Source organism: Photorhabdus stackebrandtii, assembly GCF_011189495.1.
Lineage (GTDB): Bacteria > Pseudomonadota > Gammaproteobacteria > Enterobacterales > Enterobacteriaceae > Photorhabdus > Photorhabdus khanii.
This window is the reverse complement of record NZ_PUJV01000037.1, coordinates 1-22124: the sequence shown is the minus strand read 5'-3', so window position 1 is coordinate 22124 and position 22124 is coordinate 1. Positions and strand designations below refer to the sequence as shown.

38 protein-coding genes and 1 pseudogene are annotated in these 22124 nt (G+C 45.4%); 6 read left to right on the top strand and 33 right to left on the bottom strand.

Features of this window, described 5'->3' with window-relative positions:
• Nucleotide 1 precedes the first annotated feature (1 nt).
• The 6 genes and pseudogenes from tsaC (at nucleotide 2) to C5470_RS19715 (ending at nucleotide 5513) form a co-directional block, all read left to right on the top strand.
• Nucleotides 2-571 carry an L-threonylcarbamoyladenylate synthase type 1 TsaC gene (tsaC, locus tag C5470_RS19740; protein WP_166291402.1) on the top strand — a complete coding sequence of 190 codons (570 nt, stop codon included), beginning with the start codon at nucleotides 2-4 and terminating at the stop codon, nucleotides 569-571.
• Nucleotides 572-578: 7 nt separating this feature from the next.
• A complete protein-coding gene (aroE, locus tag C5470_RS19735; protein WP_166291400.1) occupies nucleotides 579-1397 on the top strand; it encodes a shikimate dehydrogenase in 819 nt (272 codons plus the stop codon).
• A 147-nt stretch (nucleotides 1398-1544) separates the two neighbouring features.
• Nucleotides 1545-3158 (top strand): IS1634 family transposase, encoded by a 1614-nt coding sequence (locus C5470_RS19730; RefSeq protein WP_166291398.1) that lies wholly within the window; start codon nucleotides 1545-1547, stop codon nucleotides 3156-3158.
• 12 nt (nucleotides 3159-3170) lie between these two features.
• Nucleotides 3171-3275 (top strand): DUF1488 family protein, encoded by a 105-nt coding sequence (locus C5470_RS23305; protein WP_166291396.1) that lies wholly within the window; start codon nucleotides 3171-3173, stop codon nucleotides 3273-3275.
• Between the two features lie 78 nt (nucleotides 3276-3353).
• Nucleotides 3354-4115, top strand: a complete 762-nt coding sequence (locus C5470_RS19720; RefSeq protein ID WP_166291417.1) for an IS5 family transposase — start codon at nucleotides 3354-3356, stop codon at nucleotides 4113-4115.
• Between the two features lie 138 nt (nucleotides 4116-4253).
• Nucleotides 4254-5513 (top strand): annotated as a pseudogene (locus tag C5470_RS19715) (IS4 family transposase).
• A gap of 170 nt (nucleotides 5514-5683) precedes the next feature.
• Here the strand turns inward: C5470_RS19715 and C5470_RS19710 are convergent.
• The 33 genes from C5470_RS19710 to C5470_RS19550 all read right to left on the bottom strand — a co-directional run.
• The gene (locus C5470_RS19710) at nucleotides 5684-5884 is read right to left on the bottom strand and encodes an alternative ribosome-rescue factor A (protein ID WP_166291415.1); all 201 of its coding nucleotides are present in this window, start codon (nucleotides 5882-5884) and stop codon (nucleotides 5684-5686) included.
• A 75-nt stretch (nucleotides 5885-5959) separates the two neighbouring features.
• Nucleotides 5960-6373, bottom strand: a complete 414-nt coding sequence (gene zntR, locus C5470_RS19705) for a Zn(2+)-responsive transcriptional regulator (RefSeq protein WP_166291394.1) — start codon at nucleotides 6371-6373, stop codon at nucleotides 5960-5962.
• A 132-nt stretch (nucleotides 6374-6505) separates the two neighbouring features.
• Nucleotides 6506-6898: a 50S ribosomal protein L17 gene (gene rplQ / locus C5470_RS19700; RefSeq protein ID WP_021322783.1), complete on the bottom strand. Its 393-nt coding sequence runs from the start codon at nucleotides 6896-6898 to the stop codon at nucleotides 6506-6508.
• Nucleotides 6899-6938: 40 nt separating this feature from the next.
• Nucleotides 6939-7928 (bottom strand): DNA-directed RNA polymerase subunit alpha, encoded by a 990-nt coding sequence (locus C5470_RS19695; RefSeq protein WP_011148772.1) that lies wholly within the window; start codon nucleotides 7926-7928, stop codon nucleotides 6939-6941.
• A 25-nt stretch (nucleotides 7929-7953) separates the two neighbouring features.
• Entirely contained in the window at nucleotides 7954-8574 is a 621-nt protein-coding gene (gene rpsD, locus C5470_RS19690; protein ID WP_166291392.1) for a 30S ribosomal protein S4, read from the bottom strand.
• A 36-nt stretch (nucleotides 8575-8610) separates the two neighbouring features.
• Nucleotides 8611-9000 carry a 30S ribosomal protein S11 gene (rpsK, locus tag C5470_RS19685; protein ID WP_002919257.1) on the bottom strand — a complete coding sequence of 130 codons (390 nt, stop codon included), beginning with the start codon at nucleotides 8998-9000 and terminating at the stop codon, nucleotides 8611-8613.
• Nucleotides 9001-9015: 15 nt separating this feature from the next.
• Nucleotides 9016-9372 (bottom strand): 30S ribosomal protein S13, encoded by a 357-nt coding sequence (gene rpsM / locus C5470_RS19680; protein WP_011148774.1) that lies wholly within the window; start codon nucleotides 9370-9372, stop codon nucleotides 9016-9018.
• A 145-nt stretch (nucleotides 9373-9517) separates the two neighbouring features.
• Nucleotides 9518-9634, bottom strand: a complete 117-nt coding sequence (gene rpmJ, locus C5470_RS19675; RefSeq protein ID WP_002227352.1) for a 50S ribosomal protein L36 — start codon at nucleotides 9632-9634, stop codon at nucleotides 9518-9520.
• 32 nt (nucleotides 9635-9666) lie between these two features.
• Nucleotides 9667-10998, bottom strand: coding sequence for a preprotein translocase subunit SecY (secY, locus tag C5470_RS19670; protein ID WP_011148775.1), 1332 nt, complete (start codon nucleotides 10996-10998; stop codon nucleotides 9667-9669).
• A 7-nt stretch (nucleotides 10999-11005) separates the two neighbouring features.
• Nucleotides 11006-11440, bottom strand: a complete 435-nt coding sequence (gene rplO, locus C5470_RS19665; protein ID WP_021322787.1) for a 50S ribosomal protein L15 — start codon at nucleotides 11438-11440, stop codon at nucleotides 11006-11008.
• Nucleotides 11441-11443: 3 nt separating this feature from the next.
• Nucleotides 11444-11623 carry a 50S ribosomal protein L30 gene (gene rpmD, locus C5470_RS19660; RefSeq protein ID WP_011148777.1) on the bottom strand — a complete coding sequence of 60 codons (180 nt, stop codon included), beginning with the start codon at nucleotides 11621-11623 and terminating at the stop codon, nucleotides 11444-11446.
• A gap of 5 nt (nucleotides 11624-11628) precedes the next feature.
• Nucleotides 11629-12129 (bottom strand): 30S ribosomal protein S5, encoded by a 501-nt coding sequence (gene rpsE / locus C5470_RS19655; RefSeq protein WP_015836271.1) that lies wholly within the window; start codon nucleotides 12127-12129, stop codon nucleotides 11629-11631.
• A 14-nt stretch (nucleotides 12130-12143) separates the two neighbouring features.
• Nucleotides 12144-12497, bottom strand: a complete 354-nt coding sequence (gene rplR / locus C5470_RS19650; RefSeq protein ID WP_011148779.1) for a 50S ribosomal protein L18 — start codon at nucleotides 12495-12497, stop codon at nucleotides 12144-12146.
• A 9-nt stretch (nucleotides 12498-12506) separates the two neighbouring features.
• Nucleotides 12507-13040, bottom strand: coding sequence for a 50S ribosomal protein L6 (gene rplF, locus C5470_RS19645; RefSeq protein WP_166291390.1), 534 nt, complete (start codon nucleotides 13038-13040; stop codon nucleotides 12507-12509).
• A 14-nt stretch (nucleotides 13041-13054) separates the two neighbouring features.
• A complete protein-coding gene (gene rpsH / locus C5470_RS19640; RefSeq protein ID WP_166291388.1) occupies nucleotides 13055-13447 on the bottom strand; it encodes a 30S ribosomal protein S8 in 393 nt (130 codons plus the stop codon).
• 33 nt (nucleotides 13448-13480) lie between these two features.
• Nucleotides 13481-13786 carry a 30S ribosomal protein S14 gene (gene rpsN, locus C5470_RS19635; RefSeq protein ID WP_166291386.1) on the bottom strand — a complete coding sequence of 102 codons (306 nt, stop codon included), beginning with the start codon at nucleotides 13784-13786 and terminating at the stop codon, nucleotides 13481-13483.
• Between the two features lie 12 nt (nucleotides 13787-13798).
• Complete coding sequence (gene rplE, locus C5470_RS19630) at nucleotides 13799-14338, bottom strand: 50S ribosomal protein L5 (protein WP_021322792.1); 540 nt, start codon at nucleotides 14336-14338, stop codon at nucleotides 13799-13801.
• 14 nt (nucleotides 14339-14352) lie between these two features.
• Nucleotides 14353-14667: a 50S ribosomal protein L24 gene (gene rplX / locus C5470_RS19625; RefSeq protein WP_132356032.1), complete on the bottom strand. Its 315-nt coding sequence runs from the start codon at nucleotides 14665-14667 to the stop codon at nucleotides 14353-14355.
• Nucleotides 14668-14677: 10 nt separating this feature from the next.
• The gene (gene rplN, locus C5470_RS19620) at nucleotides 14678-15049 is read right to left on the bottom strand and encodes a 50S ribosomal protein L14 (protein ID WP_166291385.1); all 372 of its coding nucleotides are present in this window, start codon (nucleotides 15047-15049) and stop codon (nucleotides 14678-14680) included.
• 172 nt (nucleotides 15050-15221) lie between these two features.
• Complete coding sequence (rpsQ, locus tag C5470_RS19615; protein WP_166291383.1) at nucleotides 15222-15476, bottom strand: 30S ribosomal protein S17; 255 nt, start codon at nucleotides 15474-15476, stop codon at nucleotides 15222-15224.
• On the bottom strand, nucleotides 15476-15667 hold the full coding sequence (gene rpmC, locus C5470_RS19610) for a 50S ribosomal protein L29 (RefSeq protein ID WP_021322794.1): 192 nt from the start codon (nucleotides 15665-15667) through the stop codon (nucleotides 15476-15478). Before rpmC ends, rpsQ begins: the two co-directional genes overlap by 1 nt.
• The gene (gene rplP / locus C5470_RS19605) at nucleotides 15667-16077 is read right to left on the bottom strand and encodes a 50S ribosomal protein L16 (protein ID WP_012990491.1); all 411 of its coding nucleotides are present in this window, start codon (nucleotides 16075-16077) and stop codon (nucleotides 15667-15669) included. The genes rpmC and rplP overlap by 1 nt, the downstream gene beginning before the upstream one ends.
• 12 nt (nucleotides 16078-16089) lie before the next feature.
• Nucleotides 16090-16791: a 30S ribosomal protein S3 gene (gene rpsC, locus C5470_RS19600; RefSeq protein ID WP_166291381.1), complete on the bottom strand. Its 702-nt coding sequence runs from the start codon at nucleotides 16789-16791 to the stop codon at nucleotides 16090-16092.
• Nucleotides 16792-16808: 17 nt separating this feature from the next.
• The gene (rplV, locus tag C5470_RS19595; RefSeq protein ID WP_011148790.1) at nucleotides 16809-17141 is read right to left on the bottom strand and encodes a 50S ribosomal protein L22; all 333 of its coding nucleotides are present in this window, start codon (nucleotides 17139-17141) and stop codon (nucleotides 16809-16811) included.
• 14 nt (nucleotides 17142-17155) lie between these two features.
• Complete coding sequence (rpsS, locus tag C5470_RS19590; protein WP_011148791.1) at nucleotides 17156-17434, bottom strand: 30S ribosomal protein S19; 279 nt, start codon at nucleotides 17432-17434, stop codon at nucleotides 17156-17158.
• A 14-nt stretch (nucleotides 17435-17448) separates the two neighbouring features.
• Nucleotides 17449-18273 carry a 50S ribosomal protein L2 gene (gene rplB, locus C5470_RS19585; protein ID WP_021322795.1) on the bottom strand — a complete coding sequence of 275 codons (825 nt, stop codon included), beginning with the start codon at nucleotides 18271-18273 and terminating at the stop codon, nucleotides 17449-17451.
• 19 nt (nucleotides 18274-18292) lie between these two features.
• Nucleotides 18293-18595 carry a 50S ribosomal protein L23 gene (gene rplW, locus C5470_RS19580; protein ID WP_166291379.1) on the bottom strand — a complete coding sequence of 101 codons (303 nt, stop codon included), beginning with the start codon at nucleotides 18593-18595 and terminating at the stop codon, nucleotides 18293-18295.
• Nucleotides 18592-19197, bottom strand: a complete 606-nt coding sequence (gene rplD, locus C5470_RS19575; RefSeq protein WP_166291377.1) for a 50S ribosomal protein L4 — start codon at nucleotides 19195-19197, stop codon at nucleotides 18592-18594. Before rplD ends, rplW begins: the two co-directional genes overlap by 4 nt.
• Before the next feature lie 16 nt (nucleotides 19198-19213).
• Entirely contained in the window at nucleotides 19214-19843 is a 630-nt protein-coding gene (gene rplC, locus C5470_RS19570; protein WP_166291376.1) for a 50S ribosomal protein L3, read from the bottom strand.
• Between the two features lie 32 nt (nucleotides 19844-19875).
• Nucleotides 19876-20187 carry a 30S ribosomal protein S10 gene (rpsJ, locus tag C5470_RS19565; RefSeq protein WP_001181005.1) on the bottom strand — a complete coding sequence of 104 codons (312 nt, stop codon included), beginning with the start codon at nucleotides 20185-20187 and terminating at the stop codon, nucleotides 19876-19878.
• 298 nt (nucleotides 20188-20485) lie between these two features.
• On the bottom strand, nucleotides 20486-20962 hold the full coding sequence (gene bfr / locus C5470_RS19560; RefSeq protein ID WP_036850355.1) for a bacterioferritin: 477 nt from the start codon (nucleotides 20960-20962) through the stop codon (nucleotides 20486-20488).
• Nucleotides 20963-21039: 77 nt separating this feature from the next.
• Nucleotides 21040-21234, bottom strand: coding sequence for a bacterioferritin-associated ferredoxin (gene bfd / locus C5470_RS19555; protein ID WP_166291374.1), 195 nt, complete (start codon nucleotides 21232-21234; stop codon nucleotides 21040-21042).
• A 657-nt stretch (nucleotides 21235-21891) separates the two neighbouring features.
• Nucleotides 21892-22124, bottom strand: a 233-nt coding sequence (locus C5470_RS19550) for an EF-Tu C-terminal domain-related protein (RefSeq protein ID WP_455657253.1), incomplete at its 5' end; no start/stop codon positions are given.

The window sequence follows — 22124 nt, the reverse complement described above, 5'->3', positions numbered from 1 at the left end:
AATGAGTAATGAAACATCACCTGTGTTTAAAAATGTATTAACTGCATTAAAAGCAGAAAAAGTTATTGCTTATCCAACTGAAGCTGTTTTTGGGCTTGGATGTGATCCTGATAGTGAAAAAGCGGTAAATGAACTACTTATATTAAAGAAGCGCCCGTGGCAAAAAGGGTTGATTCTTATTGCAGATAATTATAGACAATTACAGCCATATCTTGATGATAAACTTCTAACAAAGGACCAAAAGGAAGTTATATTTGCTTGTTGGCCTGGGCCTGTAACTTGGGTGATTCCTGCAAAAGCCAGTACATCTAAATGGTTGACTGGGCAATTCTCTACTTTGGCTGTTAGAGTTTGTGATCATCCTTTGGTGAAACAGTTATGTACTTTTTATGGAAAACCATTAGTATCGACCAGTGCAAATTTAAATGGTTTTGAGCCATGCCGAACAGCAGAAGAAGTCAGACAACAATTTGGGGATAAACTTTCTGTGTTAGATGGTGATGTTGGAGGGCGGAAAAATCCTTCAGAAATTCGGGACGCTTTAACTGGTGAGCTTTATCGTCAAGGGTAGAATAAATATGAAACAATTCGCTGTCTTTGGTAATCCTGTTATGCACAGTAAATCGCCCCGTATCCATCAGTTATTTGCTGATCAAACAGGTATTGCGCATTGTTATGGGAAGATTTTAGCGCCAATGGGTAAATTTGAAGAGACATTAGATATGTTTCTTAAACAAGGGGGAATAGGAGCTAATGTTACTGTGCCATTTAAAGAGCAGGCATTTATCAGGGCAAATGAGTTGACTGAGCGGGCAAGACTCAGTGGTGCAGTCAATACATTGAAATTGTTAGATAATAATCAATTACTTGGTGATAATACGGATGGTATAGGATTGTTAGCAGATTTGATACGGCTTGAGTTTATTACTCAGGGGCAGCATATTTTAATAATTGGGGCTGGTGGTGGTGCCAGAGGTGTTTTATCTCCATTGTTAGAATTTGGTTGTGATATTACAATTACAAACCGAACGTTCAGTCGTACCATCCAGATTGCAAATAATTTTTCTCCAATAGGTAACATTCGGCCCGTTGAGATGAAAACACTTAATAGCCCTGAGTTTGATCTTATTATCAATGCGACTGCATCCGGTATTAATGGTGAGATTCCTGTTATATCTCCATTAATATTTAATGAAAATTGTGTCTGTTATGACATGTTTTATCAGGCTAATTTGACGCCTTTCATTTCCTTTGCCAAAAAACATGGTGTTTCTCGTTATGCTGATGGATTAGGAATGTTAGTAGGACAGGCCGCTCATTCATTTAAATTATGGCATGGTGTACTACCAGAAATTGCACCTGTGCTGTTAGCATTGGAACAGGAGTTACATTCGTGAATCAATCTATCCAATTTCCTGATAGAGCCGTCATTCCTGATTTAAAAATAGTGTGATCTTACGCACGCTTTATATCTTTGTAGCGCCAATAAGATTGACGGCGATCGCGCATTTTGATCTATTACTTTTATTTGCCGGAAAGTCACTATGTCCATACCTGAGCCTGTCATTAAACGTCTTGATCACCTGGGGCTTATCGCCGCTTTCTGCCATGAAGCCGGATTACCCCGTATGATTGATGCCATTATCCCAAAATACGCAGAGCATACTGTTTCTCACGGCGAGGCGTTTCTTGCGATGATCCTCAACGGGCTGGGATTTCACAGCCGGACACTCCATATGTTTTCCGGGTTTTTCAGGCATAAGCCGATTGAACGCTTGATTGGTCCCGGCATTGACGCAGAGCACCTCAATGACGATGTCCTCGGCCGTACACTGGATGCTTTATATGAGGCTGGCGTATCGGAGGTTTATCAGGTGCTTGCTGAGCAGGTTATTGATAAATTAGGCATAAAATCGGATTCTGTGCATCTTGATATCACGAGTTTCCACGTGGATGGGGAGTACAAGTCATCGCCCGATGAGGATACTCAGCGCATTGAACTGGCGCGGGGTTACAGTCGTGACCACCGCCCCGACCTCAATCAGGTTATCCTTGAGCTGATTTGTGAAAATCAGGCGGGGATACCGGTTTACATGCAGGCAATGAGTGGGAATACCAACGATGCCAAAGCGTTCGCAGAAGTCACAAAACACCCTATTAGTTGTCTGAGAGCAGCGCAAAACAGTCGCTATTTTGTCGCGGATGCCGCGCTGTATAGTGAAGCGGCAATATCTTCTCTTCATCAACAAAAACAACACTTTATTACCCGCGTGCCGTTAACGGTTAAGGAAGCTAAACAGCAGCTGCGGAACGTGAATACCCGCCAATTACAGCCTTTTACCGAAGGTTACGCGGGATGCTGGATTGAATCCCATTATGGCGGGGTCCCGCAACGCTGGTTACTGCTCAGCAGTACGGCTGCCGCGCAACGTGAAGCACAGGCTTTCGCGAAAAACACCCTGAAATTAACGGAAAAAGAGCTGAAATTGTTTGAAAAATTGTGCAAAAAAGCGTTTGCCTGCAAGGAAGATGCGTTACATGCCCTGCGTGATTTTGAATCCGTCTGCCAGTTTCTCGCGGTTGATGCTCCGGAGGCGAAGGAAATCGTGACTTATCAGGGGCGTGGACGTCCGGCGAAAGCTCAACGCGCTCAGATTCATTATCAGCTATCGGGCCGGGCTTACAGCCAGCTGGATAAAGCTGCCGATGCCAGACTCCAGGTGGGGATGTTTATTCTCGCCACCAACGACATGGACGAGGAAGCCCTTGATATGGAAACTTTGCTGGCCAATTACAAAGCCCAGCAAAAGGTTGAGCGGGGCTTCCGGTTTCTGAAAAGCCCGGAGTTCCTGACCGCTTCCCTGTATCTGAAAAAACCGGAACGCATCGAAGCTTTATTGATGGTGATGACATGCAGTTTAATGGTTTATGCGGCGCTGGAGCATAAAATTCGCAGCGGATTGAAACAAAATGCGGCATTTTACCCGGATATGAAAAACCGGCAGACACAATCGCCCACCGCCCGTTGGGTATTTTTAACCTTTGAAGGGATTAATACCTTCGAATTTCAAGAGCATCGGAGGGTAACGGGTATACAACCGTACCAAAGTGACCTGTTGAAAATATTGGGTCAATGGTATGAGTCTTTTTATTCCTGAATTGGGTGCGGAATGTCGGATAGAGAAGAGTGGGATGAACAACAGCAGATTGTCATTTTTCCCGCGTTGGTCAATGGGTCATTGGTTCACTGTACTATGAGGGCTAGGGGCTGTTGACGTTTTGAGAGGAATTATTGAACAGCATGATGATTGAGTATAATTGCTTTCGCCAAAAACCAACCATGCCTTACCATCATGCCGAGAACCATGTTATCAAAAACCCTATGGAATACGCTAGCTGTATTCATGAAACAAAGTGGGCTTATTTATCACAAAGAAGAACATCGCCTGACCTTTGAAGGTATCCTTTACCGTATGAGAATCGGCTGTCCCTGGCGTGACTTACCCCCCGAATTTGGGAAATGGAATACCGTCTTTCGACGATTTAACGAATGGGCAAAGAAAGACATTTTTAATTTAATATTCAAATTGTTATCTGAATATTCTGACACAGAGTGGCTGTTCATTGATGGCAGTATTGTGTGGGCTCATCAACACAGTGCTGGCGCGGCTTCTAAAGAAAATGAATCGATAGGAAAAAGTCGGGGTGGACGTTCAACCAAAATCCATTTGGTCGTGGACAGCTACGGTTTACCTGTGCATTTTGAGCTTTCCGGTGGCCAAACACATGACATCGTTCATGGTGAAAGTCTTGTGTCGCAGTCACCGCCATCGGATTTTATGATTGCGGATAAGGGTTACGATAGTGAAGCCTTCAGGCTTACCGTGAAACAACAAGGTGCAACGCCGGTCATTCCCGACAAGAAAAACCGTCGAAAAGCCGATAAGCGTGTTGATAAATGTTTATATCGTTACCGCCACTTGGTGGAAAATGCATTTGCCAGAATTAAACATTTTCGAGCAATAGCAAAAAGATACGATAAGTTGGAACGTAATTACGCCAGTATGCTAGCTCTGGGTTTTATCCTCATCTGGCTGCCTATGTGGGCTGAATAAATTAGGTACCCGAAAGGTAAACAGCCCCTCATAAACAGAATCTTTAGCGCCAACCGATTATTTTAGATAGAAAAAAGGCTTTATTTATGATCTGATAATTGTCGCCAAACAAAATACCGAGATCAGAGAATAAAGCCGATGACAATTATCCCCACAAAACTTCAGTTAATGCCATTCTTCAGTGACGTTTTTCTTGAAAAAACCGCCCGCCGAGGTGGCTTTATGGAACGGCTCAGAAATATTGGGCCGCTGTCTCTGGTTCTCAGTCTGATTGCCGCACTGAGCAAAGGAAACTGCACCTCCATCGCTGACCTGCACCGGCAATTTAACGGCATATGTCTGAGTGAAAAACACACTGTCGCCTATAAACCCTTCCATAATCAGTTGCGTAAAAGCGCCTTCGCCGATTTTATGAAGACACTGGTAACGTTCGCCATGGCTCAGTTGACTGAACCACCCTTACCCAAAAAATTCGGCCAGTTTGACGATATCCTCTTGCAGGATGACAACTCATTCAACGTTCATCCCGATTTAGCCGGGGTTTTTCCCTGTCGCTTTAGCCCATTGAAGGCGGCGGTTGAGTGCCATATGACCCTGTCTTTGTTCAGCCAATCGCCCATCGCCATGACGGTGACCGCAGACACGGCATCCGAGCGGGCTTATCTGCCTACCTCTCACACCCTACGCAATAAATTGCTGCTGGCGGATGCCGGTTACGTGGATTTCGGGTACTTCGAACAACTTTCCCTGTCCGGGGGATCATTCATCGTTCGGGGAAACCAGTCGCTTAATCCCCTGATTGTCAGCGCCCGAAATGGACAGGGGCGACAATTACCGACACTGGCGGGCAAAAAACTCCGGGAGATTAGTCGCAAAAACAACCGTGCTGAAGTACTGGATTTCACCTGTCGGCGTGGCCGATTCGAATTTCGAGTCATCCGGCGTTGGTTTGCGCCGGAAAAACGCTTTTGTTTCTGGCTCACCAATCTGCCGCCATCCCACTTTACCGAAGATGACATCATGGCAGTCTACCGCTGTCGCTGGCAGGTCGAACTGCTGTTCAGGGAACTAAAATCCCACACCAACTAGACAGGTTTTGCGACCGGTCAGAAAGCGATAGCGGAAGGGCTCATCTGGGCAAGTCTGCTGGCGTTGATAGTCCGGCGCAGTCTGGCGAGGCGGTTTTTGCCTTCAGTTTCCTTTCTCAAGGCAGCCAAAAATGTTGATGTTTGGTTGTTGCCGATATTGGGCGCGATTATTCATCATGCCGGGTCGGAAATAGAACACCATCTGGATTGGGCCCTGAAATATCTCGCCAAAAATGCGTTGAAGTTGCCCCAAAGAAAATCCAATAAAGATAATGGGTTGGAGGGTATTTTCGAGAGGCTTAATACTTAAGGTTCAGTGTATGAACAGCCCCTAGTTATTTTCTATGCAATGAAACTAATAAATAAATCATATAATAAAAAAATTGAGGCTATGCCAGACCAGATACCCCCAACTACTAAAGAAAAATCGTTAATAAAAATCCGTAATTTACTGAAAGAGTAAAAATAAACCTATCAAAACTAAAAGGCCAGTGGTAATAAATCTAATGATCCCTTACCACTGGCCTCCCAGTTACTTACCTTGTTATACTTTCCTTTTCTCTGGTAGCTTCCTTTCCCTTTTTTATTTTTCTCAATTCGTTGTTTGAATAATGGATCACGCAGTAGGGCTTCAATAGCATTATCCTTTATTACGCCTTTTTTATGGTGATATGCAATCATCATATTCCTCTATCATATTAATTGACCTAAAAACCTAGCAAGTGTACTCGCTGAATCTTCCATAATAAAGAAAAATTACTTATTTAAAGCTCCTTGCTCTAAAGTTTCAAGAATAGAACAATAAGTACTTATATGAGAACTTCCACAACAAGCATCACTTAACATCTTAAGTGAATCACGCATTTTTAGCATTTCAAGAAGTTTTTCCTCTACTTCCATCAATCTAGAATCGACAATTTGCTTCGATTCTTCACAAGTATGATGATCTGGATCTACACGAATAGACAATAATTCTGTGATAGCTTCCAATGTAAACCCCAGTTGCTTGGCATAACGTATAAATCGAAGACGCTGTAAATCTTGCTCTGTATAAAGCCTATATCCCCCCTCGGTCCGATTCTGATGTTCCATCATTCCTTGTTTTTCATAGAACCGCACTGTATCAGGGGTCACATTCGCTAATTTAGCCAGTTGACCAATACGATACATATCATATCTCCTACAATAAACACACTGTTTGAGATATCAGCATAACAGGATGGAAAGAAATAAGTGAGAAATTCAGATATACAAATGTAAAAAAACCGGGATAAACCCGGTTCTTTTATATGCCTCTACAGATTACTCTGCAGTCGCAACTTCTGTTTGAGGCTCAACAGCACGGTCAACGAGCTCGATGTATGCCATCGGAGCATTGTCACCAGCACGGAAGCCACACTTAAGAATACGAGTGTAACCACCTGCACGGCTCGCAAAACGCGGGCCCAGCTCATTAAACAGTTTTGCCACGATTTCGTTATCACGAGTACGGGCGAATGCCAGACGACGATTAGCTACGCTGTCGGTCTTGGCAAGAGTAATCAGCGGCTCAACGACGCGACGCAGTTCTTTCGCTTTAGGCAGAGTCGTCTTGATGATTTCATGACGGACCAAAGAACCTGCCATGTTGCGGAACATAGCTTGGCGATGGCTGCTGTTGCGGTTCAATTGACGACCACTCTTACGATGGCGCATGACCTTATCCTTCTCAGTAAAACCTTAACCTGTGATCTAGTTATTCATCAGCAATACTTGCTGGTGGCCAGTTTTCCAAGCGCATGCCTAGAGATAAGCCACGTGAAGCCAGTACGTCTTTGATCTCTGTAAGAGATTTTTTACCCAGGTTAGGTGTCTTAAGCAACTCAACCTCGGTACGCTGTACCAAATCACCGATGTAGTGGATAGCTTCTGCCTTAAGGCAGTTAGCAGAGCGGACAGTCAATTCCAGATCGTCAACAGGGCGCAGCAGGATCGGATCAAACTCTGGCTTCTCCTCTTTTACTTCTGGCTGACGTACATCACGTAAATCAACAAAAGCTTCCAGCTGTTCAGCCAAAATAGTAGCTGCACGGCGAATCGCCTCTTCAGGATCGATTGTACCGTTAGTTTCCATCTCGATAACCAACTTGTCCAAATCGGTACGTTGTTCTACACGCGCTGCTTCAACATTGTAGGCAATACGCTCTACTGGGCTATAACAAGCGTCTACTAACAAACGACCAATAGGGCGCTCATCTTCTTCCGAATGAATCCGGGCAGAAGCCGGCACATAACCTCGACCACGCTGAACTTTAATACGCATGCTTATAGAAGCAGTTTCGTCAGTCAGGTGGCAGATTACATGTTGCGGCTTGACGATTTCGACATCTCCATCATGGATAATGTCGGCTGCAGTCACAGGGCCAATGCCAGACTTATTCAAGGTAAGAATAACTTCATCTTTGCCCTGAACTCTTACCGCCAGCCCTTTCAGGTTGAGGAGAATCTCCAGGATATCTTCCTGTACACCTTCTTTGGTGCTGTACTCATGCAGTACACCATCAATCTCAACCTCAGTCACCGCACAACCCGGCATAGACGAAAGCAGAATACGGCGCAGTGCGTTGCCTAGAGTATGACCAAAGCCACGCTCTAAAGGCTCAAGGGTCACCTTGGCGTGCGTCGAACTGACTTGCTCGATATCAACCAGGCGCGGTTTTAGAAACTCTGTCACAGAACCCTGCATTGTGTCCTCTCTTTGGTGCTAAGCTTTACTTAGAGTAAAGCTCGACGATCAGGTGTTCGTTGATGTCAGCGGACAGATCGGTACGTTCTGGAGTACGTTTGAACACACCTTCCATCTTCGCAGCATCAACCTCCAACCAAGTTGGTTTCTCACGCTGCTCAGCTAGCTCTAAAGCCGCCTTGATACGAGACTGCTTTTTCGATTTTTCGCGAACGCTGACTACGTCATTCGGGGATACCTGATAAGAAGCGATGTTAACAACGCGACCATTTACCATGATAGCCTTATGGCTCACGATTTGGCGTGATTCAGCACGAGTCGCGCCGAAACCCATACGGTAAACAACGTTGTCCAGACGACCTTCCAGCAAACTCAACAGGTTCTCACCTGTATTGCCTTTCAGACGAGTTGCTTCTTTATAATAATTACGGAATTGACGTTCTAGGACACCATAAATACGGCGCACTTTTTGTTTTTCACGTAACTGTACACCGTAGTCAGACAGACGCGGTTTACGTGCGCCATGCTGTCCAGGTGGTTGCTCCAATTTACACTTGGTGTCAATCGCGCGAACGCCAGACTTCAGGAATAGGTCTGTACCCTCGCGACGGCTCAGCTTGAGCTTAGGACCCAAATATCTTGCCATTTTCTTTCTCCAACAAACCTAAAAAAGTAAACGCTATTAAACGCGACGTTTTTTAGGTGGACGACAACCGTTATGAGGGATCGGAGTCACATCAGTAATGTTAGTGATGCGGAAACCTGCCGCATTTAACGCTCGGATAGTTGACTCGCGGCCAGGACCAGGTCCTTTAACCATAACTTCCAGGTTCTTAATTCCGTATTCTTTCACTGCTTCAGCACAGCGCTCTGCTGCAACCTGAGCCGCAAACGGAGTAGATTTACGAGAACCACGGAAACCGGAACCACCCGCGGTTGCCCAACCCAGAGCGTTACCCTGACGGTCAGTAATGGTCACGATGGTGTTGTTGAAAGAAGCATGGATATGAGCCACACCGTCAGAGACTTGCTTTCTTACACGCTTACGTGCACGAATAGGTGCTTTTGCCATTATACAATACCCCGATTATTTCTTGATCGGCTTACGTGGACCCTTACGGGTACGTGCATTGGTCTTAGTACGCTGACCGCGAACCGGTAGACCACGACGGTGACGTAAACCACGATAAGTACCAAGATCCATCAGACGTTTGATGCTCAGGGTTACTTCACGACGCAGATCACCTTCTACAACGTATTTGGCAACTTCGTCACGCAGCTTGTCAATTTGCTCTTCAGACAGCTCACTGATCTTAACATGTTCAGCAATACCCGCTGCAGCACAAATGGCTTGGGAGCGAGTTTTGCCTATTCCGTAGATCGATGTTAAAGCGATTACGGTATGCTTCTGATCAGGAATGTTAATGCCTGCTATACGGGCCACTATGCACTCCTACAATTATTTACGGCAACACTATTCTGAAAAGCCCGTTTTCAGGATACTCAAACAATGTTGCTGTGATATAAAAAGATTGGCTGGCTAATTTAGCCAGCTCAAACCGACTTTGCAAGAAAAATATGCTATTTTATCAGCCTTGGCGTTGTTTATGCTTAGGCTCTGCACTGCAAATCACACGAACGACACCGTTACGCTTAACGATTTTGCAGTTGCGACATAATTTCTTGACGGAAGCACGAACTTTCATTTTTACTCTCCGTAACTTCTCAAGCAAACCAATCAGCGGTTATAACCTTTAAGGTTTGCCTTCTTCAATGCAGACTCATACTGACTTGACATCATCAAAGTTTGCACTTGAGCCATAAAGTCCATGATGACCACAACTACTATAAGTAGCGAAGTACCTCCAAAATAAAATGGTACCTTCATCGCGTCACGCATGAACTCCGGGATTAAGCAGATAAAAGTAATATACATCGCACCAACTAAAGTCAGGCGTGTCATTACCTTATCAATGTACTTGGCCGTTTGCTCTCCCGGACGAATTCCTGGTACAAATGCACCGGACTTCTTCAGGTTATCTGCTGTTTCTCTCGGGTTAAAAACCAATGCTGTATAAAAGAAACAGAAGAAGATGATTGCAGACGCGTAGAGTAACACATAAAGCGGTTGCCCAGGCTGCAAATACATTGAAATAGTAGTCAGCCAGTTCCAACCAGTTCCACCCCCAAACCAAGAAGCTATGGTACCAGGGAACAGAATAATGCTGGAAGCGAAAATTGCAGGGATAACCCCGGCCATATTCACTTTCAACGGTAAATGTGTGCTCTGTGCAGCATAAACTCGGCGACCTTGTTGACGTTTCGCATAGTTAACAACGATACGCCGTTGACCACGTTCCATGAAAACAACGAAGAAAGTTACTGCAAACACTAATACTGCAACCAACAGCAACAGGAGGAAGTGCAGATCGCCTTGCCGAGCTTGCTCAATGGTATGGCCGATGGCCGGCGGCAAACCCGCAACAATACCAGCAAAGATTATGATAGAGATACCGTTTCCAATACCACGCTCAGTAATCTGCTCACCCAACCACATCAGGAACATAGTCCCAGTAACTAGGCTCACAACAGCCGTGAAGTAGAAAGCAAATCCTGGGTTAATCACCAGCCCTTGCATTCCTGGCATATTCGGCAAACCAGTAGCAATACCGATTGACTGGAATATAGCCAGCACTAAAGTACCATAGCGAGTATACTGGCTAATCTTACGACGACCAGCTTCCCCTTCCTTCTTAATCTCTGCCAACGTTGGGTGAACCACCGTCAACAACTGAATAATAATAGACGCAGAAATATACGGCATTATCCCCAGAGCAAAGATAGAAGCACGACTTAAAGCACCACCAGAGAACATGTTAAACATTTCAATGATAGTGCCCCTTTGCTGTTCGAGCAATTTGGCAAGCACAGTGGCATCAATACCAGGGATAGGAATAAAAGAACCAATACGGAAAACAATCAGCGCTCCAATAACAAACAACAGTCTGCGTTTCAGCTCGCCTAGTCCACCTTTAGCGCTTTGAAAATCTAATCCTGGTTGTTTAGCCATCTGTTACTTATTCCTCAATTTTACCGCCAGCAGCTTCAATTGCCGCACGAGCGCCCTTAGTAACACGAAGGCCACGCACAGTTACCGCGCGATTGATTTCGCCAGAAAGCATAACTTTTGCGAATTCAATTTGAGTGCCAACGATGTTAGCGGCTTTCAGTGCGTTCAGATCGATAACATCGCCTTCAACGGCGGCAAAATCAGACAGACGAACCTCCGCTGTAATCATTGCCTTACGTGAAGTGAAGCCAAATTTTGGCAAACGACGGTATAAAGGCATCTGACCACCTTCAAAACCGCGACGTACGCCACCGCCAGAACGAGATTTCTGACCTTTGTGACCACGGCCACCAGTTTTACCCAAGCCAGAACCAATACCACGACCTACACGTTTAGGCGCATGCTTGGCACCTTCAGCCGGAGACAGAGTATTTAAGCGCATCTGTTACTCCTCAACTTTAACCATATAGGAAACTAAGTTGATCATACCACGTATAGCAGGAGTATCTTCGCGCTCTACTGTATGACCGATACGACGCAGACCTAAACCAACCAAAGTTGCCTTATGTTTAGGCAGGCGGCCGATTGAACTGCGAATTTGCGTTACTTTAATAGTCTTAGCCATGGCCATTACCCCAGAATTTCTTCGACGGATTTACCACGCTTAGCTGCGACCATTTCTGGAGACTTCATGCTGTCTAAAGCATCCAGAGTTGCACGAACCACATTGATAGGGTTAGTGGAACCATAGGTTTTAGCCAGTACGTTACGAACACCAGCCACTTCCAAAACAGCACGCATAGCACCGCCTGCGATGATACCAGTACCTTCGTGAGCAGGTTGCATAAACACGCGGGAACCGGTGTGTGCACCTTTCACTGGGTGATGCAGAGTGCCGCTGTTTAGTGCGACGGTTTTCATATTGCGACGGGCTTTTTCCATCGCTTTCTGGATTGCTGCCGGAACTTCGCGTGCTTTGCCGTAGCCAAAACCAACGCGACCATTACCATCACCTACAACAGTCAGTGCGGTAAAGCTGAAAATCCGGCCACCTTTTACGGTTTTAGATACGCGGTTTACCGCGATCAGCTTTTCCTGCAGTTCGCCAGCTTGTTTTTCGATGTGAGCCATCTTACACCTCTACCTTAGAACTGAAGGCCAGCTTCACGGGCAGCATCTGCCAGTGCCTGGACTCGACCATGATATTGGAAACCAGAACGGTCAAAGGATACATCTTTGATACCTTTCTCCAGTGCACGTTCAGCAATTGCTTTACCAACTGCTGCTGCTGCTTCTTTATTTCCAGTGTATTTCAATTGCTCATTGATAGCTTTTTCTGTAGTAGAAGCTGCCACCAAAGTTTCAGAACCGTTTGGTGCGATAACCTGCGCATAAATATGGCGTGGGGTACGATGTACCACCAGGCGAGTTGCACCCAGTTCCTGGAGCTTGCGGCGTGCGCGGGTCGCACGACGGATACGAGCTGCTTTCTTATCCATAGTGTTACCTTACTTCTTCTTAGCCTCTTTGATACGCACGACTTCATCGGCGTAACGAACACCCTTACCTTTATAAGGCTCAGGACGACGATAGGCACGCAGTTCTGCCGCAACTTGACCGATTACCTGCTTATCAGCACCTTTCAGCACGATTTCAGTTTGTGACGGACATTCTGCAGTAATGCCTGCTGGCAGTTCGTGGTCAACTGGATGCGAGAAGCCCAGAGACATGTTAACAACATTGCCTTTGACTGCTGCACGATAACCAACACCTACCAGTTGAAGCTTCTTAGTGAAGCCTTCGGTAACACCAATAACCATGGCATTCAGCAAAGAACGAGTTGTGCCCGCCTGTGCCCAACCATCAACATAACCATCGCGTGGAGCGAAGGTTAGTTGGTTACCTGCATACTTAACTTCAACTGCGCTGTGGATTGTACGACTCAGCTCGCCGTTTTTACCCTTAATCGAAATAACCTGACCGTTGAGTTTTACCTCTACGCCGGCAGGAATGACGACGGGTGCTTTTGCAACACGAGACATTCTTTCCTCCCGAATTAAGCTACGTAGCAGAGAATCTCGCCACCAAGACCTGCTTGGCGAGCTGCACGATCAGTCATTACACCTTTAGAGGTAGAAACAACAGCAATACCTAAACCAGCCATAACTTGTGGCAGTGCATCTTTTTTCTTATAGATGCGCAGACTTGGACGGCTTACACGCTGAATACTTTCTACGACAGCCTTACCCTGGAAGTACTTCAGTACTAATTCCAGTTCTGGCTTGGTGTCGCCTTCAATTTTATAATCTTCAATATAACCTTCTTCCTTCAGCACTTTGGCAATTGCCACTTTCAGCTTGGAGGAAGGCATGGTGACCGCAACTTTATTCGCGGCCTGACCGTTACGGATACGGGTCAGCATATCCGCGATGGGATCTTGCATGCTCATCTGTCTTTACTCCCGTGATTCAATTGGTGACAATTACCAGCTAGCCTTTTTAAGACCCGGGATTTCACCGCGCATAGCGGCTTCACGGACTTTAATACGGCTCAACCCAAACTTCCGCAAAAATCCATGCGGACGCCCAGTTTGACGGCAGCGATTACGCTGACGAGAAGGGCTGGAATCACGTGGCAGTGTTTGCAGCTTAAGAACAGCATTCCAACGCTCTTCATCAGATGCATTCACATCAGAAATGATAGTTTTCAGTTCTACACGTTTAGTGAAGAATTTTTCAGCTAATTTCACACGTTTCACATCACGTGCTTTCATTGATTGCTTAGCCATGAATACCCTGCCTTACTTGCGGAACGGGAAGTTAAAAGCAGCCAACAGTGCGCGGCCTTCATCATCAGATTTCGCAGTTGTGGTGATAGTAATATCTAAGCCACGAACACGATCCACTTTATCATAATCGATTTCAGGGAAGATGATTTGCTCACGTACACCCATGCTGTAATTACCACGACCATCAAATGACTTAGCGGACAAGCCACGGAAGTCACGGATACGAGGTACAGCAATAGAAATCAGGCGCTCAAGAAACTCCCACATGCGTTCACCACGCAGGGTTACTTTACAGCCGATTGGATAGCCCTGACGGATTTTGAAGCCTGCAACTGATTTGCGTGCTTTGGTGATCAATGGTTTTTGACCAGAGATTGCTGTTAGATCCGCTGCTGCATTATCCAGCAGTTTCTTATCAGCGATCGCCTCACCAACACCCATGTTCAGGGTGATCTTCTCGACCCGAGGGACTTGCATGACAGAATTGTAGTCAAACTGAGCCATCAGTTTTTGGACTACCTCGTCTTTGTAGTAATCATGCAGTTTCGCCATCGTATTACTCCAAATTACTTGATAGTTTCGCTATTAGATTTAAAGAAACGAACTTTTTTACCGTCTTCAAATCTAAAACCTACACGGTCAGCCTTGCTGGTTGCCGCATTGAAGATTGCAACGTTTGAAACTTGAATTGCAGCTTCTTTTTCAACGATGCCACCTGGTTGATTCAGCGCCGGAACAGGCTTCTGATGTTTTTTAACCAAGTTAATACCTTCAACAATGACTTTCCCAGTAGAAAGAACCTGTTTTACTTTACCGCGCTTACCTTTATCTTTGCCAGTCAGCACGATAACTTCGTCATCACGACGGATTTTCGCTGCCATTGTCCGCTCCTTAGAGTACTTCTGGTGCCAGGGAGATAATTTTCATGAACTTTTCATTACGAAGTTCACGAGTTACCGGCCCAAAAATACGCGTACCGATAACTTGCTCACTCGTGTTGTTTAACAACACACAAGCATTGCCATCGAAGCGAATGACAGAACCGTCAGGGCGACGAATACCCTTCTTGGTGCGCACCACTACCGCTTTCAGGACATCACCTTTTTTCACTTTACCACGAGGAATTGCTTCCTTGATGGTGATTTTAATGATGTCGCCGACATGTGCGTAGCGACGGTGCGAGCCACCCAGAACCTTGATACACATTACGCGACGTGCACCGGAGTTGTCGGCCACGTTCAGCATAGTCTGTTCTTGGATCATTTTAGTGCTCCGCTAAATGTCAACTACTACTGAGCCCACTTCATTATTATTATGAAGAGGCCGTTCAAATACCCCATACCATGAGGGCGCGGCATTATAACACCACATCTCAGATATGGATAGAAAAAATAAACGGCCCATAATCTGAGCCGTTTACTCTATTCGAGTCAGCTTACAGAATCGCTTTCTCTATAACGCGAACTAAAGTCCAAGATTTAGTTTTGGACAACGGACGGGTTTCGCGGATTTCCACTACATCACCGATTCCACATTCATTGTTCTCGTCATGTACGTGCAGTTTAGTCGTACGCTTGATGAACTTACCATACAGAGGATGTTTCACCTTACGCTCGATAGTAACAACAATAGATTTTTCCATTTTGTCACTAACAACACGACCTTGCAGAGTACGGATTTTATCGGTCATTACGCACCCGCCTTCTCAGTCAGTAAAGTCTTAACGCGTGCGATATCACGACGCACTTGTTTCAACAGATGAGACTGTTGTAGCTGACCACTTGCTGCCTGCATGCGCAGGTTAAATTGTTCACGCAGCAGGTTCAGCAGCTCAGTGTTCAGCTCTTCAACGCTTTTTTCGCGCAGCTCTTGTGCTTTCATTACATCACCGTCTTAGTTACAAAGGTGGTTTTGATAGGCAGTTTCGCTGCTGCCAGCTTGAATGCTTCACGAGCCAGCTCTTCAGGCACACCGTCCATTTCATAAAGAACTTTACCGGGCTGGATCAAGGCAACCCAATATTCTACGTTACCTTTACCTTTACCCATACGCACTTCGAGTGGCTTTTCAGTGATAGGTTTGTCTGGGAATACACGGATCCAGATTTTACCTTGACGTTTAATTGCACGGGTCATAGCACGACGTGCCGCTTCAATCTGACGTGCAGTCAGACGACCACGGCCCACAGCTTTCAGACCGAAAGTGCCGAAGCTAACATCCGCACCTGCTGCTAGGCCACGGTTACGGCCTTTATGCACTTTACGGAATTTCGTACGCTTTGGTTGTAACATCAGCGACTCTCCTTACTTGCGGCCTTTACGCTGCTGCTTTTTAGGTTGCGCAGCCGGTTTTTCCGCCTGTTCAACAGCAGCCATACCACCCAAGATCTCACCTTTGAAGATCCATACCTTAACGCCGAGTACACCATAAGTGGTGTGCGCTTCTGAAGTGTTATAGTCGATGTCTGCACGCAGTGTGTGCAATGGTACACGACCTTCACGATACCATTCAGTACGCGCAATTTCAGCACCGCCCAAACGGCCACTTACTTCCACTTTAATGCCTTTAGCGCCCAAACGCATTGCGTTCTGAACCGCGCGCTTCATAGCACGGCGGAACATAACACGACGTTCCAGCTGCGAAGTGATGCTATCAGCAACCAGTTTAGCGTCCAGCTCAGGCTTACGCACTTCAGAAATATTAATTTGCGCAGGCACACCAGCGATTTCCGCTACAGTTTTACGCAGTTTTTCTACGTCTTCACCTTTCTTACCAATTACGATACCTGGGCGAGCAGTGTGAATAGTTACACGAATGCTTTTCGCAGGACGTTCAATAACAACGCGTGAAATAGACGCTTTTGCCAGTTCTTTATTCAAGTACTGGCGCACTTTAAAATCGCTGTCCAAGTTGTCAGCGAATTCTTTGGTATTCGCATACCAGGTAGAGTTCCAAGGTTTGACGATACCCAGGCGAATACCATTAGGATGTACTTTCTGACCCATTGCTAGTCTCCAGAGTCTCAGCGATCGGACACAACCACAGTAATGTGGCTGCTGCGCTTCAGGATGCGATCTGCACGACCTTTCGCACGAGGCATAATGCGCTTCATGGTAGGGCCTTCGTCTACGAAAATCTTCGTGACTTTCAGATCATCAATGTCAGCGCCATCGTTGTGTTCTGCATTAGCAATAGCAGACTCAAGTACCTTCTTCACTAAACCAGCAGCTTTCTTGTTGGTATAGGTCAAAGTTTCCAGAGCTTGCGACACTTTCTTACCGCGAATCAGGTCAGCTACAAGGCGAACCTTCTGAGCAGAAGAACGAGCGTGGCGATGTTTAGCGATAGTTTCCATCTCTTCCTCCTACCTTAGCGCTTTTTAGCCTTTTTATCGGCCGCATGGCCGCGATAAGTACGAGTCGGCGCAAATTCACCTAGTTTGTGACCAACCATTTCGTCGGAAACAAAAACTGGTACATGCTGACGACCATTATGGACAGCGATGGTCAAACCGATCATGTTAGGAAAGATCGTTGAACGACGGGACCAAGTCTTAATAGGCTTTTTGTCTCCGCTTTCCACCGCTTTCTCTACCTTCTTCAGCAAGTGCAGGTCAATAAATGGACCTTTCTTGAGAGAACGTGGCATGGCTTATCCTCTAATTATTTTTTAGTACGGCGACGTACAATGAACTGATCAGTACGTTTATTACTACGGGTCTTCTTACCTTTAGTTTGAACACCCCAAGGAGTTACAGGATGTTTACCAAAGTTACGACCTTCACCACCACCATGTGGGTGATCTACTGGGTTCATCGCCGTACCACGAACGGTAGGACGAATGCCACGCCAGCGACTTGCACCAGCTTTACCCAGAACACGTAGCATATGTTCTGCGTTACCAACTTCACCTAAAGTAGCGCGGCAGTCAGACAGAACTTTACGCATTTCACCAGAACGCAAACGCAAAGTTACATAAGAACCATCACGAGCAACGATCTGAACATATGCACCAGCGGAACGAGCCAACTGACCGCCTTTACCCGGCTTCATTTCTACGTTATGTACAGTAGAACCAACCGGGATATTACGCATTGGCAATGCATTACCAGCTTTGATAGCTGCGTCAGCACCAGATTGGATCTGATCACCAGCTTTCAGGCCCTTAGGTGCAAGAATATAACGACGTTCACCGTCTTTATACAGAACCAGGGCGATGTTTGCTGAACGGTTTGGATCATATTCCAAACGCTCAACTACAGCAGGGATACCATCTTTGTTACGCTTGAAGTCAATCAAACGATAGTGCTGTTTGTGGCCACCACCGATGTGACGAGTGGTAATACGGCCATTGTTGTTACGACCACCGGTTTTGCTGCTTTTTTCCAGCAACGGAGCATAAGGTTTACCCTTATGCAGCTCAGGGTTAACCACTTTAACAACGTGGCGACGGCCCGGAGACGTAGGTTTACATTTAACAATTGCCATTGTTCTTTACTCCTCCGACTTACTCTGCACCACCGATGAAGTCCATATTCTGGCCTTCCTTCAGAGTGACATAAGCTTTTTTCCAGTCGCTACGACGACCAATACGCTGACCGTGGCGTTTAATTTTGCCTTTAACCAGCAAAGTGTTAACACCTTCAACTTCGACTTCAAACAATTTCTGCACAGCAGCTTTAATTTCTGCTTTAGTCGCGTCTTTTGCAACTTTGAGAACGATGGTATTGCTTTTTTCCATCGCTGTAGAAGCTTTTTCAGATACGTGCGGCGCGCGCAGTACTTTCAGCAGACGTTCTTCACGAATCATGCCAGCATCTCCTCAACTTGCTTCACAGCGTCAGCAGTCATAACCACTTTATCGAAGGCGATCAAACTAACCGGATCGATACCAGCTGCATCACGAACATCAACCTTGTACAGGTTGCGAGCTGCTAAGAACAAGTTCTCATCAACTTCACCAGTAATAATCAGCACATCTTCCAGAGCCATTTCTTTCAGTTTCTGAGCCAGAAGCTTAGTTTTAGGGGCTTCTACAGAAAAACGCTCGACAACGATCAGACGATCTTGACGTACCAGTTCAGACAGGATGCTTTTCAGAGCACCTCGGTACATTTTCTTATTAACTTTTTGACTGTGGTCCTGTGGCTTAGCTGCGAAAGTTACACCACCAGAGCGCCAAATTGGGCTCTTAATAGAACCAGATCGTGCACGTCCAGTACCTTTCTGACGCCATGGTTTTTTACCTGAACCAGAAACTTCAGCACGGGTTTTCTGAGCACGAGTACCTTGACGTGCACCAGCTGCGTAAGCAACAACTACTTGATGCACAAGCGCTTCATTGAAATCACGCCCGAAGGTAGTTTCGGAAACAGTCAGCGCGCCTTGCGCGTCTTTCATTACCAATTCCATTCCTATCTCCTCGACGTTACGCCTTGACAGCCGGTTTTACGATCAGGTTGCCGCCAGTTGCACCTGGAACAGCACCTTTGACCAGCAGCAGGTTGCGCTCAGCGTCAACACGTACTACATCCAGGCTTTGAACAGTTACACGCTCATTACCCAGTTGGCCTGCCATTTTCTTGCCTTTAAATACCTTGCCCGGAGTTTGGTTCTGACCGATAGAACCCGGAACACGATGAGACAAAGAGTTACCGTGGCTAGCATCTTGGGTACGGAAGTTCCAGCGCTTAACAGTACCAGCAAAACCTTTACCTTTAGATGTACCAGTAACGTCGACTTTCTTAACGTCAGCGAAAATTTCAACGCTAATGCTTTGACCTACAGTATATTCTTCGTCTTCAGACAGACGGAATTCACGCAGGATACGGCCAGCTTCAACGCCAGCTTTAGCGAAATGACCTGCTTCAGGTTTGTTTACACGGTTAGCTTTTTTGCTACCAGTAGTAACCTGAATTGCACGATAACCGTCACTATCCAGATCTTTAACCTGAGTAACACGGTTATCTTCAATTTCGATAACAGTTACAGGGATTGAAACTCCATCTTCAGTGAAGATACGAGTCATACCCACTTTTTTACCGACTAAACCAATCATTGTTTCAACCTCTCAATCGTTCAATGACCTGATTAACCCAGGCTGATCTGCACGTCTACACCGGCAGCCAGATCCAGACGCATCAGAGCATCAACGGTTTTCTCAGTTGGCTCAACGATGTCAACCAGACGCTTATGAGTGCGAATTTCGTACTGATCACGCGCATCTTTATTAACATGCGGAGAAATCAGAACGGTAAAACGCTCTTTACGAGTCGGCAGCGGGATCGGACCACGAACCTGCGCACCAGTGCGCTTAGCGGTCTCGACAATTTCCGCAGTTGATTGATCGATCAAACGATGATCAAATGCTTTCAGGCGGATACGGATTCTTTGGTTCTGCATGAGACCAGAGCTCCAACTATTTTATAAACGTAAATGATCACTACTCGTTCCCATTCCGATTGATGGGAGAGTGTAATCGTTCAATATATAACCCCCATATTGGGAGTATTTTAAAATGGCAGAAAAACAAAACACTGCACATTTACTGACTAAAAAATCAGACTTACTCAAAGTAAGCCCGCGTATTATACGCAAATCAATTAGCAAAGCAAGATACAGATGAAAATCTGTTCGGAGTAGAATAAATGGGTGTAAAATTAAGATGCCCTAGCTTTAGTAGATAGGGCATATTCCAGGACTATTCTCCTTCAAGGATCTGTGCCTGGGTATAATTTTGAATCCCCATGCGTTCAATTAGTTCAAACTGAGTTTCCAGCCAATCAATGTGTCCTTCTTCTTCATCTAAGATATCGATCATCAAATCACGACTAACATAGTCATGAATCGAATCAGCATAAGCGATAGCTTCTCTCAAATCCTTAGCTCCTTGCAATTCGAGTTGCAAGTCGGATTTGAGCATTTCTTCAATATCTTCTCCGATGTTAAGTTTTCCTAGATCCTGCAAATTAGGAATCCCCTCAAGAAAAAGGATACGTTCAATGTACCTATCAGCATGTTTCATTTCATCGATAGATTCATGATATTCCTTATCATTAAGACGGGTAAGGCCCCAGTTTTTGAACATCCGGGCGTGCAGAAAATACTGATTAATTGCAACAAGCTCATTTCCAAGAAGTTTGTTCAAATGAGCAATTATTTTTTTATCACCTTTCATAGCCTAATCCTCCGCTTCCAGTACCTAAAGTGTAGTACTTATTCAGCAGAGTAGTAGTAAACTTACCTTATTTTTTATCAAGCAACGTTATCTATCTTAGGCAGTTGTGCAATTTCCTCATTAATTAGCTCTCTGGCTTGGCGTATGCATTTACCACAATCACGGCCCACAGGCACAATACGTTTTAGTTCTCTGATAGAGTGAACATGATGCTGACGCACCACGTTACGTATTGTCTTGTCACTCACCGCATTACATAGGCAAACATACATAAATAGCACTCTCTGGTACATATTATAGCTTATATTAAATAATAATGAGTATCATTTCAATAATCATTCGTATTTTAATTCTCTGATCCCGCTCTTCCAAATTTCCTTTCACCTTCATCAGGTTGAAATGCTTCATTCATCCGCATAATATTCTGATGGATAAGACTTTTATCACTACTGGTAGCTTTATTAAACTCATTCCATCCTACATAAAATTTAGCTAAACCAACCACATATTAAAGACACAGCAACTACACTATTTCCTACACCAACAACTTGCTCTAGAGCTGATAGTTGGAAGGAAAGAGAGGGATCATCTGTTTACGATATTGCAGGACTCACATGTTTAGTTGTATGAGAACGGACTTAGCATAAGAACAAACGTTGACATATTTAATGACGAATGGGTGATAAGTACAGATGTACCCTGAGTATCTTGGTAGAACAAGCAGATAATACCCAAGGACAAACTATGAACTGTCACAGTCAAAAACCAGAGATTAGAAGAAATACTCCAAGATGATTCATGTAGGCAATTCAAGGAAAGGATATATTTAAAGACATCAACCGACAGACACCTGATGTAGTACACCAGGTGTCTACTCTAAAACAAACCCGAGTTCAAGCTTGTTCTAGGACTAAATATACGATCAGCTATTAAGCAATGACTTTAGCAACAACACCAGCACCTACTGTACGGCCACCTTCACGGATTGCGAAGCGCAGACCCTGGTCCATCGCGATTGGTGCAATCAGGGTAACGATCATCTGAATGTTATCACCTGGCATCACCATTTCTACGCCTTCTGGCAGTTCGATAGTCCCGGTCACGTCAGTTGTACGGAAGTAGAACTGTGGGCGGTAGCCTTTGAAGAACGGAGTATGACGGC